The sequence below is a fragment of the Nonomuraea sp. NEAU-A123 genome (genome assembly GCF_018603905.1).
Classification (GTDB): Bacteria; Actinomycetota; Actinomycetes; order Streptosporangiales; family Streptosporangiaceae; genus Nonomuraea.
On the sequence record NZ_JAHFZZ010000015.1, the window covers coordinates 146,904 to 161,285 of the forward strand.

20 protein-coding genes are annotated in these 14,382 nt (G+C 68.9%); 5 read left to right on the plus strand and 15 right to left on the minus strand.

Going from position 1 to position 14,382, the window contains the following annotated elements; all coding sequences use genetic code 11:
• Positions 1–46 precede the first annotated feature (46 nt).
• Positions 47–655 carry a dTDP-4-dehydrorhamnose 3,5-epimerase family protein gene (locus tag KLK06_RS38405; protein WP_214640560.1) on the plus strand — a complete coding sequence of 203 codons (609 nt, stop codon included), beginning with the start codon at positions 47–49 and terminating at the stop codon, positions 653–655.
• Here the strand turns inward: KLK06_RS38405 and rfbD are convergent.
• The 12 genes from rfbD to KLK06_RS38465 form a co-directional block, all read right to left on the minus strand.
• On the minus strand, positions 575–1,471 hold the full coding sequence (gene rfbD / locus KLK06_RS38410) for a dTDP-4-dehydrorhamnose reductase (RefSeq protein ID WP_214640561.1): 897 nt from the start codon (positions 1,469–1,471) through the stop codon (positions 575–577). The genes KLK06_RS38405 and rfbD overlap by 81 nt on opposite strands.
• On the minus strand, positions 1,468–2,397 hold the full coding sequence (locus KLK06_RS38415) for an endonuclease/exonuclease/phosphatase family protein (RefSeq protein ID WP_214640562.1): 930 nt from the start codon (positions 2,395–2,397) through the stop codon (positions 1,468–1,470). Before KLK06_RS38415 ends, rfbD begins: the two co-directional genes overlap by 4 nt.
• Positions 2,398–2,415: 18 nt before the next feature.
• Positions 2,416–3,348 carry a dTDP-glucose 4,6-dehydratase gene (gene rfbB, locus KLK06_RS38420; protein WP_214640563.1) on the minus strand — a complete coding sequence of 311 codons (933 nt, stop codon included), beginning with the start codon at positions 3,346–3,348 and terminating at the stop codon, positions 2,416–2,418.
• Entirely contained in the window at positions 3,345–4,412 is a 1,068-nt protein-coding gene (locus KLK06_RS38425) for a glucose-1-phosphate thymidylyltransferase (protein WP_214640564.1), read from the minus strand. Before KLK06_RS38425 ends, rfbB begins: the two co-directional genes overlap by 4 nt.
• Positions 4,413–4,414: 2 nt before the next feature.
• Positions 4,415–5,761, minus strand: coding sequence for a sugar transferase (locus tag KLK06_RS38430; protein ID WP_250906660.1), 1,347 nt, complete (start codon positions 5,759–5,761; stop codon positions 4,415–4,417).
• Between the two features lie 378 nt (positions 5,762–6,139).
• Entirely contained in the window at positions 6,140–6,490 is a 351-nt protein-coding gene (locus KLK06_RS38435; RefSeq protein ID WP_214640566.1) for a hypothetical protein, read from the minus strand.
• Positions 6,491–6,734: 244 nt separating this feature from the next.
• On the minus strand, positions 6,735–7,379 hold the full coding sequence (locus KLK06_RS38440; RefSeq protein WP_214640567.1) for a GntR family transcriptional regulator: 645 nt from the start codon (positions 7,377–7,379) through the stop codon (positions 6,735–6,737).
• A 45-nt stretch (positions 7,380–7,424) separates the two neighbouring features.
• Positions 7,425–8,423 (minus strand): DMT family transporter, encoded by a 999-nt coding sequence (locus KLK06_RS38445; protein WP_214640568.1) that lies wholly within the window; start codon positions 8,421–8,423, stop codon positions 7,425–7,427.
• Positions 8,424–8,442: 19 nt separating this feature from the next.
• Complete coding sequence (locus KLK06_RS38450; protein ID WP_214640569.1) at positions 8,443–8,820, minus strand: hypothetical protein; 378 nt, start codon at positions 8,818–8,820, stop codon at positions 8,443–8,445.
• 145 nt (positions 8,821–8,965) lie between these two features.
• Positions 8,966–9,457 carry a GNAT family protein gene (locus KLK06_RS38455; RefSeq protein WP_308168643.1) on the minus strand — a complete coding sequence of 164 codons (492 nt, stop codon included), beginning with the start codon at positions 9,455–9,457 and terminating at the stop codon, positions 8,966–8,968.
• 39 nt (positions 9,458–9,496) lie between these two features.
• Positions 9,497–9,856, minus strand: coding sequence for an MmcQ/YjbR family DNA-binding protein (locus tag KLK06_RS38460; protein WP_214640570.1), 360 nt, complete (start codon positions 9,854–9,856; stop codon positions 9,497–9,499).
• Between the two features lie 56 nt (positions 9,857–9,912).
• A complete protein-coding gene (locus KLK06_RS38465) occupies positions 9,913–10,332 on the minus strand; it encodes a VOC family protein (protein ID WP_214640571.1) in 420 nt (139 codons plus the stop codon).
• Positions 10,333–10,471: 139 nt separating this feature from the next.
• Between KLK06_RS38465 and KLK06_RS38470 the strand changes: the two genes are divergently transcribed.
• Together KLK06_RS38470 and KLK06_RS38475 are read left to right on the plus strand one after the other, a co-directional pair.
• Positions 10,472–10,708: a YciI family protein gene (locus KLK06_RS38470; RefSeq protein WP_214640572.1), complete on the plus strand. Its 237-nt coding sequence runs from the start codon at positions 10,472–10,474 to the stop codon at positions 10,706–10,708.
• A 99-nt stretch (positions 10,709–10,807) separates the two neighbouring features.
• Positions 10,808–11,389: a TetR/AcrR family transcriptional regulator gene (locus KLK06_RS38475; protein ID WP_214640573.1), complete on the plus strand. Its 582-nt coding sequence runs from the start codon at positions 10,808–10,810 to the stop codon at positions 11,387–11,389.
• On the opposite strand, the gene KLK06_RS38480 is transcribed toward KLK06_RS38475, so the two are convergent.
• Positions 11,386–11,694, minus strand: coding sequence for a hypothetical protein (locus tag KLK06_RS38480; protein ID WP_214640574.1), 309 nt, complete (start codon positions 11,692–11,694; stop codon positions 11,386–11,388). The genes KLK06_RS38475 and KLK06_RS38480 overlap by 4 nt on opposite strands.
• Before the next feature lie 237 nt (positions 11,695–11,931).
• Positions 11,932–12,930, minus strand: coding sequence for a zinc-dependent alcohol dehydrogenase family protein (locus tag KLK06_RS38485; RefSeq protein ID WP_214640575.1), 999 nt, complete (start codon positions 12,928–12,930; stop codon positions 11,932–11,934).
• Positions 12,931–13,022: 92 nt separating this feature from the next.
• On the opposite strand from KLK06_RS38485, the gene KLK06_RS38490 reads away from it, so the two are divergent.
• The gene (locus tag KLK06_RS38490) at positions 13,023–13,334 is read left to right on the plus strand and encodes a helix-turn-helix transcriptional regulator (protein ID WP_214640576.1); all 312 of its coding nucleotides are present in this window, start codon (positions 13,023–13,025) and stop codon (positions 13,332–13,334) included.
• Here KLK06_RS38490 and KLK06_RS38495 read toward each other — a convergent pair.
• Positions 13,312–13,710, minus strand: a complete 399-nt coding sequence (locus tag KLK06_RS38495) for an alcohol dehydrogenase catalytic domain-containing protein (RefSeq protein ID WP_214640577.1) — start codon at positions 13,708–13,710, stop codon at positions 13,312–13,314. The genes KLK06_RS38490 and KLK06_RS38495 overlap by 23 nt on opposite strands.
• Positions 13,711–13,861: 151 nt before the next feature.
• Between KLK06_RS38495 and KLK06_RS38500 the strand changes: the two genes are divergently transcribed.
• Positions 13,862–14,380, plus strand: coding sequence for a TetR/AcrR family transcriptional regulator (locus KLK06_RS38500; protein WP_214640578.1), 519 nt, complete (start codon positions 13,862–13,864; stop codon positions 14,378–14,380).
• Positions 14,381–14,382: the final 2 nt, after the last annotated feature.

The following is a 14,382-nucleotide window of genomic DNA, read 5'->3' on the forward strand; positions in this document are numbered from 1 at the left end:
TTACACACTCTGGTAGGAACGTTCCCGCTATGTCAGGATCCGCTCCATGGATCCCCTCGGTTTCGACGGCGCCTGGCTGTTCAGCCCACGTATCCATACGGATCGGCGTGGGGCGTTCCTCGAATGGTTCAGGAACGACGAGCTCGACCGCCCGCTGGAGCTCGCCCAGGCCAACTGCTCGGTCTCGACCAGAGGCGTGCTGCGCGGCGTGCACTACGCGGACGTGCCTCCCGGCCAGGCCAAGTACGTCACGTGCGTCTCCGGAAGCGTGCTCGACGTCGCGGTGGACCTCAGAACCGGCTCGCCCACCTTCGGCCGCTGGGCGGCGGCACGGCTGGACGACGTCTCGCGGCAGGCGGTCTACCTGGCCGAAGGGCTCGGCCACGCGTTCTTCACGCTCAGCGAATCGGCCACCGTGGTCTATCTCTGCTCCACCTCGTACGCCCCCCAGCGCGAACACGGCATCCACCCGCTGGACCCGGCACTCGGCATCGTCTGGCCGGAGGGCATCGAGCCGATCCTCGCGGACAAGGACGCCGCGGCGCCCACGCTGGCGGAAGCCGTCGAACACGGTCTACTCCCCTCCTACGCCGACTGCCTGGCTCACTACGCGAGCGCTCCAGGAGGTCAGCAGAGCCGGCCAGGCCTCGTGTAAGGCGGTGGACCAGTCGCGCATCGGCGGCAGCCCGGCGGCCCGCCAGTTCCCGTGCCCCAGCAGGCTGTTGGCGGGGCGGGGGGCGGGCCGGCACAGGGCTGTGCTCGGCATGGGCTCGACCCTGCCGGGATCGGCCCCGAGCAGGGTGAAGATCTCTCGCGCGTAGTCGTACCAGGTCGTCCGTCCCGCGCTCGTCCCGTGATAGACGCCGGGCGGGGCGTCCGCCCGGCCGAGCCGGACGATCCGCTCGGCCAGGTCGCCGGTCCAGGTGGGCTGGCCGAACTGGTCGTCGACCACGGAAACGGTCTGCCGGGCGCTTTCGAGGCCGACCATCGTGCGGGCGAAGCTGCGGCCGTGGGCGCCGTAGAGCCAGGCCGTACGCACCACGTGATGGCCGTGTTCCAGAGCCGCGCGCTCGCCCGCGAGCTTGGTCCGCCCGTAGGCGTTGATGGGGCCCGTCAGCGCGGTCTCCCGGTACGGGTCGTGCCCGGAGCCGTCGAAGACGTAGTCGGTGGAGAGCTGGATCAGCCGGGCGCCCAGCTCGGCGGCGACCCGGGCGAGGACGGACACGGCCGTCCCGTTGATCGCCAGCGCCTCCTGCTCGCGCGTCTCGGCCTGGTCGACGTCCGTCCACGCGCCGCAGTTGACCACCACGTCGGGCCTGGCCGCGCGTACCGCCCAGGCCACCGCGTCGGCATCGCGCAGATCCAGCTCGGACCGGGCGAACGGGACGACCCACATCCCGGGCGTCACCCGGAGCAACTCCGTCAGGTCGGTGCCGAGCATGCCGCCCGCACCGGTGATCATCCACCTCATGCGCCCCGCCTCAGCACCAGGTCCGTGACCGTCGCGCGATGGTCGGTACGCGGGAGGGCGAGCGTCTCGAACGCGCGCACCGCCACCCCCTCGGACGCAAGCACGTGGTCGATGGCCACTTTGGGGATGAGGACGGACCGCCCGTTGTACGGCCAGGTCATGGCGAGCCCCTTTCCGGTGACGGACGCGGCGTCCTGATAGCCGGTGGCGATCAGCTCCCGCAGCACCGCGTGGTCGAGCGTGGAGTTGAAATCACCGGCCAGGACACGCGGCCGCTTCGCCGGCCTCGCGGGTGGCAGGACCTGGATGCTCTGCGCCCAGCACCCCGCCAGCCAGCCGGCGGAGGGCGCGCAGGCGTGCACGCCGACGATGTCCACCTCCGAACCGTCCGGCAGGGTGAGCACGCCGCCGACGTGCTGCCACTGGTCCGCGTCGAAGCCGATTCCCGGACGCAGCGGCAGGCGCGAGTAGATGGCCGTGCCGAGCTGTTCCAGGTGATAGGGCAGCAGGGTGCCGAGACCGGCCTCCTCCAGCCGCGCCGCCAGGTACGGGGTGAACTCCTGCAGGGTGAGCACGTCGGGACGGTTCCGTTCGACCGCGCCGATCAGGGCCTCGGCGGGCACCGAGCCCCGGAGCACGTTCGCGGTCATCACGCGGAGCGGCTGCCCGTCCGTCTCGGGGACGCCCTGCGGCACCGCGCGGGGCAGCACGACCGAGGCCAGCATCCCGCCCACCACCAGCGCGGCCAACGTGGCGGGCCGGTTGCGCACCGCCAGGGCGAACGCCAGCGGCACCAGCGAGCCCGCGGCGGCGTACGGGGTGAACGACACGAGCTGGGACCACCTGAACTTGGGCTCCCAGCCGGTCACGCGGAGCACCGCCCAGCCGGCGAACGGCGACAGCAACGCCCAGAGTGCGGGGGTCACCCAGGTGTTCTGCTTCAACTACCGGCTCGCCCCCCACCACGCCGTGTTGTTCGTGTACCAGCTGACCGTGTCCTTCAGCCCCTGCTCGAACGCGATCTCCGGGCGGTAGCCCAGCCCGCGCAGCTTGCTGTCGTCGAGCGAGTAGCGGCGGTCGTGGCCCTTGCGGTCCGCGACGGGCTCGACCATGCTCCAGTCCCGGCCGCACGCCTCCAGCAGCCGGGCGGTCAGCTCCTTGTTGGTCAGCTCGGCTGTGCCCGCGATGTGGTAGACCTCGCCCGGCTCGCCCTTCTCGGCCACCAGGCGGATGCCCGCGCAGTGGTCGCGGACGTGGATCCAGTCGCGGACGTTCCCGCCGTCGCCGTAGAGCGGCACCCGCTCGCCGCGCAGCAGGTTCGTGATGAACAGCGGGATGACCTTCTCCGGGTACTGCCTGGGCCCGTAGTTGTTGCCGCACCGGGTGATCGACACGTCGAGGCCGTACGTGATCGCGTACGCGCGGGCGACCAGGTCACCGCCCGCTTTGGCCGCGGCGTACGGCGAGCGCGGCTGGACCGGCGCGGACTCGTCCCACGAGCCGCGGTCGATGGACCCGTAGACCTCGTCGGTCGACACGTGCACCACCTTCGGGACACCGGCGTCCAGGCACGCCTGCATGAGCGTCTGGGTGCCGAGCACGTTGGTGCGCACGAACTCCGCCGGGCCCTCGATCGACCGGTCGACGTGCGACTCCGCGGCGAAGTTGACCACCAGGTCGTGGCCGGGCACCACCTCGCCGAGCAGCCCGGCGTCGCAGATGTCGCCGTGGACGAACGTGTGCGGCGCCCCTTCGAGGTTGGCCCGGTTGCCCGCGTACGTGAGCTTGTCGAGCACGGTCACATCCGCGTCGGCCAACCCGTGGACGAAGTGCGAGCCGATGAAGCCCGCCCCGCCTGTCACCAGGATCCTTCTCATGAACTGATCTGCACCTTGCTGTGATCGCCCAGCACTAGACGGTGGGCTTTGGGGGTGTCTGGGGCAGGGGTGACCTCGACGTCGTGGCCGATCAGCGACGACTCGATCCGGCCGACCCCCTGGATGGAGGCCCTGGGCAGCACGATCGAGTACTCGATCTCGCTGCGGACGATCGCGCAGTCGGCTCCGATCGAGGTGAACGGGCCCACGTAGCTGTCCTGGATGCGCGCGCCGGGGCCGATGATCACCGGGCCGACGACGCGCGAGCGCTCGACCACGGCCCCCGGCTCCACCACGACCCGCCCGATCAGCTCGCTGGCCTGGTCCACCAGGCCGCTCACCCGGCGGTCTAGCGACTCCAGCACGAGCCGGTTCACCTCGAGCATGTCGGTGACGTTGCCGGTGTCCTTCCAGTAACCGGAGATCACCGACGACTCGACGCGTAGGTTCGCCTCGATCAGCCACTGGATCGCGTCGGTGATCTCCAGCTCGCCCCGCCACGACGGCTTGAGCTCGGCCACGGCGGCGTGAATGGCCTGGCTGAAGAGGTAGACGCCGACCAGCGCGAGGTCGCTCTTGGGCCGGACGGGCTTCTCCTCCAGGCCGACCACCCGGCCGGCCGCGTCGAGCTCGGCGACCCCGAACTGGCGCGGATCGCCGACCTTGGTGAGCATGATCTGGGCGGTGGGCCGCTCCCTGACGAACCTGTCCACAAGGCCGCTGATGCCGCCCACGATGAAGTTGTCGCCCAGGTACATGACGAAGTCGTCGTCACCGAGGAAGTCACGGGCGATCAGCACGCCGTGGGCCAGGCCCAGCGGCGCCTCCTGGCGCAGGTAGGTCACCTGCAGGCCGAACGCGGAACCGTCGCCGACGGCCGCCTCGATCTCGGCGTGCGTGTCGCCGACGACCAGGCCGAGCTCCCTGATCCCCGCCTCGGCGATCGCCTCCAGGCCGTAGAACAGCACCGGTTTGTTGGCGACGGGGACGAGCTGCTTGGCCGAGGTGTGGGTGATGGGCCGTAGCCGAGTGCCCGACCCTCCGGCGAGCACGAGTGCTTTCACCGCTAGTAAGCCCCTTCTCCACGGGTGACGACGGACCAGGTCTTCCACAGGATCTGCAGGTCGAGGATGAGGGACCAGTTCTCCACGTAGCGCAGGTCGAGGCGTACGGACTCCTCCCAGGTCAGGTTCGAGCGGCCGCTGACCTGCCAGAGTCCGGTCATGCCCGGTTTGACGACCAGGCGGCGGCGTACGTCGCTGCCGTACTTGGCGACCTCCTCCGGCAGCGGCGGCCGGGGACCGACCAGCGACATGTCACCGCGCATCACGTTGAACAACTGAGGGAGCTCGTCCAGCGAGTATTTACGGAGGAAAGCGCCTACCGGGGTGATTCTTGGATCGTTCCTAATCTTGAAGAGCACCCCGTCGAGTTCGTTGGCATCGAGGAGGGTGTCTTTGAGCTTCTCGGCGTCCTTCACCATGGTCCGAAATTTCAGGACACGGAATTCTCTGCCGCGTTTGCCGACCCTGGTCTGGGTGAACAGCGCGGGGCCATGGCTGGTCAGGCGGATCAGCAGCACGATCGCCAGCAGCGGCACGGACATGAGCAGCAACGCGGCCCCCGCTACGAGCCGGTCGAAGACGGTCTTGACGAGCTGCTTGGTGCCGTCGAACTCGGGATGCCCCACGTGCAGCAGCGGCATCCCCGCCACCGGCCTGATGCTGATCCGCGGGCCCGCGACCTCCATGAGCGCCGGCGCGACGAACAAGTCGGTGCGCGCGGTCTCCAGGCTCCAGGCCAGCCGCCGCAGCGCCGACCCGTCGAACTCCGGGCAGGCGGTGACGGCGACCGCGTCGGCTCGCGTCCGCTCCACCACCTCGGCGACGTCGCCGAACGAGCCCAGCACGGGGACGCCGTCGAGATCGGCGTCCATTCGGTCCGGCGGCAGGCAGGCGCCGACGACCATCATCCCGTGGTACGGCTGACGGCGGAACTGCATGATCAGGTCAAGGATGGATTCGCGATGGCCGACGGCGATGACCTGGCGCATGTACTCGCCGACGACTCTCCGGCTGTGCAGCCGTTTTCGCATCTTGTAGCGAAAGTACAACGTGGACAGGAGCGCCAGCGGCAGCATCGCCATCACGAAGCTGCGCGCGACGACGGTCTGCGTGGCGTAGGCGCCGATCGCGACGGCGGCCATCAACCCGACGCCACCGTTGAAGACGGCCCTGAACTCCTCAGTGCCCTCGCCGTGCGCGCGCTGACGGTATGCGCCTCCCATCGTCAGCGCCAGGGGCCAGCCGATGATCAGGCAGACCCCCAGAAGGAACTCGGCCAGCGGAACGTACGCGCCGGACGAGAGACGGATACTCAGCACGCAGACGCACGCGATCAGCGCGCACGCCATGTCGCCTCCCCAAAGAAGCCGTAAATACGCCCGCGTCCAGATGCTCGACGCATGGCGTGATACGGCTTCGAGGAGCACAACGTCGGACTCCCCGGTCCCCACCCTCATAGCACCACCCTGAAGACTCTGTGCACCGCAGTAACATGACGTTCCTTGAACCTCATGGGTTGACAAGTCCCCCATGCACCTTCAAGGGCGGCGGCCCCCACTAAAGAGTAAAGATCCACTCCAGCCTGGGAAATACCGTCAAATGTCCACAACCGGACGGATCTAGGGATGGCCGAGGGGTTGACGGAACGATCCAAAAGTGCCAACCGGCGAGTCGGCAAACGTGAAGTTTATGGCCGGATTTCAGCGGGTTTCTGGAATATGAAGTGGCTAGTCATATTCCAGATCCGGCAAAGCGGACGGCGGGTCGGGGCTCCGCCAGACGACCACGACCCCGTCATGCGCCGACTCGGCGGCGAGGTTCAGGCGGTCAAGATCGAAGTCGGGTAGGTAGCGGAGGCGGGCGAGAAACGTGGCGTCGGTGGCCGACCTGGGCACTACGCAGCCCTCGCCGTCGCGGTCGAGCAGGATGTAGAGGACGTCCTCTCCCGACTCGGTCACCACACGGACCTCGACCACGTCCTCCCACGCAAGGGCTTCGACGCTCCCGTCCGCATAGTGACGGGTTACGCCCTCTTCCGTGACATACACGTAGGAGTCCGGCATCGCGTTGCCGTGCATGGCCGCGATTCTTGCGAGTTCTGGGGTTCCCCCGCAAGGGTTCGCGATTATGGGTGCGGATCTCCCTCGCGAAAGTCGCTCAGCAGGAGGTCAGGACAGGCCCGGACGCGACCTCGCGAGAGACTCGGGAACGGCCTTCAAGGGGGGCTCGGGCAGCGCCCGGGAAGGGGTCAGGAGCGGCCTTCTGGGGGTTGGGCAGCGCCAGGAGCGGCCTTCTGGGGGTTGGGCCGCGCCCGGGGAGGGCTCAGGAGCGGCCGTCAAGAGAGGTGCCGTCGCCCCATGAGTGGCTCAGGTGGGCGGCTACCGCGGCCTGTGCCGTATCGGCGGGACCGGTGGCGATCGCGTCGAGCAGGGCCCGGTGTTCGTGCACGAGCACGTCCCTGTCCGCGTAGACCTCGCGCAGGCGGACCAGGCCGAGCCGGGTCTCGGCGGCGAGCGCGCCGTAGAGCCGTTCGAGCCGCGGGCTACCCACGGCCTCGATCAGCGCCTGGTGCAGCGCCATGTGCTCGGCCACCGACTCCGACCACGGCGCGTCGGCGGGCAACGCGCCCATGCGGGCGAGCGCCGCCTCCGCCTCCGGCACCCGCCGTCCCGCCACCGCCGTGGCCATGAGGCCCTCCAGCGGTCTGCGTACGTACATGAGATCGTCGAGGTCCGCGATCGTCACCTCGGGGACATAAGCACTGCGATTACGTTCACGCCTGAGCAGCCCTTCGTGCACCAGCACGGCCAGCGCCTCGCGGACCGTCGGCCTGGCCACACCGTAGGCGGCGGCAAGCTCCTGCTCGGGCAGCGCCGTGCCCGGCCCGATCTCGCCGGAGAGCACCCTGCGGCGCAGCGCGTCGGCGAGCGCGCCGACCGTGGAGACGGGTCTGAGCGGCAACGTCACGGCTGCGACTCTAACGCCTCGTCGCGGACACACCCTTTTCGCCCACTACCGCCCCGGCCCCGCCCCCTCCGACCCCGGCCCCTCCGGCAGCGGCACTTCTGCCAACGGCCTTTCAGCCAGCGGCCTCGCAGACAACGGCGTCTCTGCGAGCAACCCCTCGGACACCGCCCTCTCGGACGCCGGTCGTTCCCGACGTGCCTTTTCCGGTACGGCCACCGCGACCAGGCTGATCGCCAGCAGGACGAGACCGGCGATCGACACCGGAGTCAGGCGCTCACCGAGGACCAGCAGCCCGAGCAGCGCGGCGACGGCCGGCTCGGTCAGGGCGAGCGTGGCGGCCGTGGCCACTGGAGTGGTGCGCAGGCCCCGGCCGTACAGGAAATAGGACAGAGCAGTGGCCCCGACACCGAGATACAGGGCGGCGAGCAGCCCGCGCGGCTCGGCCAGCCACTCGGTGCCCCGCCAGAGCAGGACCGGCAGCATGATGACGGCGGCGCCACCGAACAGCACCCCCATGACCGCGTTCGAGGGCACGCCCGCGCTGATCGCCCGAGCGGCGGTGACGGCGTAGAACGCGTACAGCAACCCACCGAGCAGCGCGAACGCCACCCCGGACACCATCTGCCCACCCGCCTGCGCCCCACCGCCGACGATCAGCGCGGCGCACCCGCCGACCGCGGCGGCGGTCGCCATGGCCCACCGCCTGCTAGGCCGCTGTCCGTGCAGCAGCCAGGAGAGCAGCCCCGTGAAGACGGGCCCGCTGCCGATCGCGACAACCGTACCGATGGCCACCCCGGTACGGGCGACCGCGGCGAAGAAGCACAGTTGGTACGCGGCCACGGCGACGGCGGCCAGCAGCAACCCGGGAGTGATCAGCGGCCCGCGCCTGACTCCCGTCCAGGCGAACAGGGCGAGCGCCGCACCGCCGATGACCAGCCGGGCGGCGGCCAAGGCAATGGAGTCGGCCGAGACGAGCAGTCCCGCCGTGCCGGCCGTCCCCCAGAGCACGGAGGCACCGACGACGGCGAAAGGTCCGTTCTTCATGCCCATCATTGTCTGACAATTAGACAATTTCGTCCAATTGCTGGTCGATGAACCGCCCGGCCGGGGCGGCCAGCTCGCCCGCGTAGTCGTCGAGCATCGCGAGCCCGTCGTGGATGCTGGACGTGGTCTTGCGAGGCAGCGCCAGCAACACGTCGCCCTCGACGGAGACCACCCCATCGACGTGGAACGCGCCGTCGACGGCCGCGATGGAGACGGTGAAGCTGAGCTCACGGCCGTCGGGGAGGGTGAACATGGTCCCGGTCCGGACACCAGCGGGCGGGAAGAAATAGGAGAAGGGCTCGTTCCTGACGAACGGGTGGTGTAACTCGGCGAGGATCTCCGCCGCCCGGCTCAACGCCGCCAGCAGGCCGGCCGCGGCCAGACTCTCGCTGTCCACCCCCCGAGGGTAGATCAGCCCGCCCACCCATGACCAGGCGCAAGGCACTTGGGGGCGGACACCCCACCCCACAGCCCCGGCCGTCGCGCGGCCGGGCCGGTCGGTCGCGGGCCGGTTGGTGGTGGGGCAACCGGTTGGTGGCGGGTCAGTCGGTGGCGAGGCGGGCGTGGCGTTCGACGTCGTAGCGGCGGCCGTCGTAGCGGAGTTTCTGGCGTTCGATGCCCTCCGGGCGGAAGCCTGCCTTCGTCGCCACTCGGCATGAGGCCGGGTTGTTCGTACGGTGTCCCAGCTCCAGCCGATACAGGCCACGTTCGCGGAAGGCCCAGCGGGTCAGCTCGACCATGGCCGCCACCGCGACACCCCGGCCCCTGGCCTCGGGCACCGTCCAGTAGGAGACCCAGCCGTTGCCGTGGCCGTCGATGCCCGTCACCGCGACGTTGCCCACGACCTGCCCGGAGAGCGTGACGGCGAACGCGTGCCCGGCGCCGGCCCAGCCCGCGATCCACCCCGCCGCGTCCTTGAGCGACACGATCGGCCAAGACGCCTGGCTGACCATGTCGGGCGCCTGGAACGCGCGCAGCACCGCAGGAGCGTCGTCCGCACACCACTCGCGCAGCTCGATGTCCAAACCTGTCACGCTGCCCGAGACTAACGCCTCCCCTGCCACCTTTACGCCCTATTGCCCGATTTTGTGAGCAGCCTCGAAGGGCTCGACCAGCTCCTTGGGCGCCGTCAAGCACCACGCCTCGGCGACCAGCTCGAACAGCTCGTCGGCATCAATCCGCTTGAGATGCACCACGACCCACCCGAACCGGCCGGCGGTGAACTGGATCTCGAACACCTCGGGCCGCTCGGCGACCAGCGCCATCTGCTCCTCGATCGTCGCCTTGAGCCCGACGGTCTCGGTCTCTTCCCACAGATAACCGAAGCCCTTGTCGCGCACCTTGAGGCTGACCCAGGTGCCACCGTGATCGCCCAGGCGCGCCTCGGGCAACTCGTCCAGCAGCTTGAGGAACTCGTCGACGCTCACACCCATGGTGTCTTGTGTAGCAAACCGCCCCGACACTTTCCCCCGGCCGCGGCAACTGGGCCTCACTCGTAGTAGCGGGCCTCGATCACGTTCCCGTCGAGGTCGGAGAAGTAGATCACGTCCGGCGCGATGCCTCTGGCGCCGAACGAGTTCGAGCCGGTGCCGGTGACCTCGACGCCGTGCCGGGCGAGCCTGGCTTCGAGCGCGTCGAAGTCCGCGCGGCCGAGCGCCAGGCAGAAGTGGTTCACCGGGTGACCGGCGCTGCCGCTGACGCCGGTGCCCTCGTCGATGCGGTTCGCCGCGCTCTCGGGCATCAGATCGATGATCGTGTCACTGGAGACCCGCACGCTGGGGAATGGCGCCTTGCCATCCTTGAACTCCTCTGCACGTACCCCGGGCAGGCCGATGACCTGCTCGTAGAAGTCGAGCGCGCGAAGCTGGTCCGAGACCCAGCAGACGAGATGATCCAGACGCACGTCCATACAGACCTCCGGCATGAGGGTGTCGACCTCGTCCAATATGTGATGCCCGACTTATCCCTGTCCACCTGTCGGATTGTGAGAGGGCCGTCTGTCGTAGGGGTAAGCGAAGAGAAAGAGGAAGTACCTCCCACTGATCTGTGTGGACCCCTCCGTCGAGGTGAGCGCGGACGAGAGCTGCGCCGAAGAGTGGGTCGAGGAGATGCACCGGCGCCGGGTCCACCTGGAGGGGCACGCGCTGCGGCCCGCTTCGGAGGCGCGGGCCGTACGCGTGCGCGATGGGCGGGTGCTGGTCGGCGATGGGCCGTTCGTGGAGACGAAGGAGCAGGTCGGCGACACACGTTCGTCCATGCTTTCGGAGACACCGGATTGCGGCTGACCTGCGGGCGAACATGACCAAGATCATCAGGGCGATGACCAAAACTGAGGCCATTTAGCGTCCAGAAAGCCTTCAGCCTGTCCCTATACTCTCGACGGCATGGGACGACCGCCTCGCCACGACGTTGACCGATTGCTTGACGCGGCCGCCGAACTGGTGGCCGCGAGCGGCCCGAGCACCGTCACCGTGGCGGCGGTCGCCCGCGCGGCCCGCGCGCCGAGCGGCTCGATCTACCACCGCTTCCCCAGCCGCTCCTCAATGCTCGCCACCCTGTGGCTGCGTACCGTCGACCGCTTCCAGGACGGCTTCCTGTCCGCACTCAACACCGAGCCCGCCGCCCGGGCCGCCCCCGCCGCCGCGCGCCACGTCGTCACCTGGAGCAGGGCACACCCGCACGAAGCCCACATCCTGCTGTACGGCCCGGCGGACTTCGACGAACCCAACTGGCCGCAGGATGCCCGCGACCGCCTGGAACGCAGCGACCGCCGGGTCCGCAACGCCGTACGCGCTCTGGCCGAACGGCTGGACAGACGCGAGCCACGGGAGGTCGAGCAGCTTTTCCTGGCCACGGTCGACCTGCCGTACGCCACGGTGCGCCGCCACCAGAGCTTGGGCCGCCCGATCCCCGCCTATGCGGAGGACCTCGTCACCAGTTGCGCCGCCACGCTCATGGGGTCCTAGTTCTGGCGAGCTGAGCTGCTGGAGATGGGGTCATCCGGGCTGATGATGAAGACGGTGTGATCCCGTCCTGACGGGAAACACTTCGGTGGGCGAGTGCCGGCGGGCCAGACAGGTATCGTACTGGGGCCGCTATGGAAGTTCAGTTTCAGGCATTTACTCTGTGAATCGTAGGCCAAGGTGGCATCCAGCCGCATTTGCATACCGTATGAGAAATCATGCACGATGATTACCGGATCAGGGCCCATGATTTGAACGGCGCTGTCGGCTACGCAGGCCGCGACGGCGACGACCAGCCCTGTCAGCACCAGGAGGACTCTGATCCGGGGAAGACTTCGTCATACATTTGCCTCCCTCCGCTTGCGATCACCGGTGATATGTCCACGCCAAGGGCGGCGGAAACAAGATACGCGGGGCAAAGCAGCGGTTCTGCCCTGGAGGCAGTTGGCCTATAAAACTCTCTGGCTGAATTCGCGATTATGGGGAATGCCGGTTGATAGGTCAGTAATAAGCTTGAAGGATATCGGCGCCGTCCCGCGCGGTTGTCAGTGGGTCACGGTGACCACGATCTTGCCGAATTGGGTGTTGGACTCCATGTGCTGGTGAGCCCGCACGATCTCCTCCAGCGGAAACAGGCGATCCACCACCGGCCGGAAGGCTCCGGCGCGAAGGCCCGAGGCGACGAACGCCTCGGCGCGACGTAGCCGCCGTGGGTCCTTCGTGGTCTCCAACACCGTGTACGTCCGCACGTTCAGCGCGGGCATGCCCAGGTCGAACCCCGGATAAGGGGTCGGCTGCCCGCTCAGCGCCCCGTACAGGAAGAGCGTGCCGCCGGGGGCCACCGCCCGCGCCAGGTCGGTCACGCCCGGCCCGGCGACGGCGTCGAAGACGTACTCGACTCCCTTGCCGCCGGTCAGGGCCAGCAGCCTGGCCGGCACGTCCTCCTCGTCGGAGACGATCACGTCGGCCGCGCCCTCGTCGAGCAGCCGTTTCTTCTTCTCGCGGGTGCGGGTGACGGCGATCGGCGTGGCCCCCACCCGGTTCGCCGTGTGGATCGCGGCCAGGCCGACGCTGCTGGAGGCGGCGGTCAGCGCCACCACGTCGCCCGCTCGCATTCCTCCCACTTCCACCAACGCGCCATATGCGGTGAGGTAGGGCATCCACACCGCGGCACCGGACACCGCGTCCACCCCGTCGGGCCGGTGCAGGAGCGCGGCCGCGGGGACGATCGCCTGCGCGGCGTAGACGCCGTAGTCGTTCTGCGAGAAGGCCGGCACGGTGCTGACCGTCTGCCCCTCCTCGAACCCCGTCACGTCCGGGCCGACGGCCTCGACCACTCCGGCCGCCTCGGAGCCGAGCCTGCCCGGCAACTGCTTCACCGGCTCGATGTACCAATCGCGCCGGAACAGCGCCTCGGCCCTGTTGATCCCGATCGCGTCCACCCGGATCCGCACCTCGCCCGACCCCGGCTCGCCCGCCTCCAGGTCCTCCAGCCGCATCACCTCGGGCCCGCCGATCTCGTGGAACCGCACCGTCTTCGCCATGCCACCGTCCTTCGCTCGCCGTGAACGCGATCTACTGTGGTGCAGAAGTACGATGACTGTCAAACTTTGATAGGTGTCGTACTATGGGGCCCATGGGACGTACGCCGCCGCACCCAGAGGTGTCGCAGTTCGACCTCCAGCAGGTGCTGGAGGCCCTCGTCGATCCGGTGCGCCGGAGCATCGTCACGCAGCTCGGCGCCGCCGACGAGGACCTCAAGTGCGGCGCTTTCGACATCTCGGTCACCAAGTCCACCGCCACCCACCACTTCAAGGTGCTGCGCGAGGCGGGCCTGATCCGCCAGTACTACGTCGGGACCTCACGGATGAACGCCCTCCGCCGGGCCGAGCTGGACGAGGCGTTCCCCGGCCTGCTCGACGCCCTCACCACGCGCCGTAAGCAGTGAGGGTGATCTTCCCCTGCCTGGGTCCTCGCGCGGCGGACGCGTGCGCTTCGGCCGCCTCGGTCATGGCGAATTCAGCGCTCGCGCCGCCCAGCCGTGAGACGTCGACCGTACCGAAGACCTCGTCCCCGACCGCGAACCCAGTGACGTCCGTACCGACTTCATCAATCACCCCGGCCGCGTCGACACCCGGAACGTGGGGCAAGGGGATCCGTTCGCCCGACGGCGACAGGCCGGCCCGCAGCGCGACATCGACCGGTGAGACCCCAGCCGTTTTGACGATGATGCGAACCTCGTCGGGACCCGCGTGCGGCTCGGGGTAGAGACCAACAGTGAGGACATCAGGAGGACCGAATCGGTCGAACTGCACCGCGAACATGATCGCCTTCCCGGCTTGGCGGACAAACACCGCGCACTACGGTAGGTGGAGAAACGGAGCGGGTGTTTCGGATCTCGGGGAAGTGAGAGGCGCGGCGACGACATTGACTCGGAAACCTCGGATGGACGCCGAACACAATCGGCAGCACATCGTGACGGTCGCACGTGCCGCGTTCGCCGCGGACGGGCTGGAACTGCCCATGCGGGAGATCGCCCGGCGCGCCGGTCTGGGCGTCGCGACGGTCTATCGGCATTTCCCGTCGCGGTCGGATCTCATCGGCGCCGTGCTCGTCGACCAGGTGGCCGCCTGCGACGCGGAGATGCGGGCCGCCCTGGACGACCCCGATCCCTGGCATGCGTTGTGCGGCACTATTCGCCGATACTCGGAACGCCAGATCCTGGACCGGGGATTGAACGAAGCCCTGCTCGGCTCCCACGCGGCGGGACTCGCGTTCGCCGAACAGCGCCGCGCTCACGCCAGAGGGCTTGAGCAGCTCGTCGAGCGCGCTCGGAGCACGGGTGTCGTCCGTCGGGATGTGTCGGTCGAGGACGTGCGGATCGGCCTGATGGCCATCGCGTCATTCCGGGCCCTTCCCCCCGAGAGAGCGGACACAGCGGTTCGCCGCCTGGCGAACCTGCTGCTCGCCGGCCTGTCGCAACGGGGCCAGTGAGC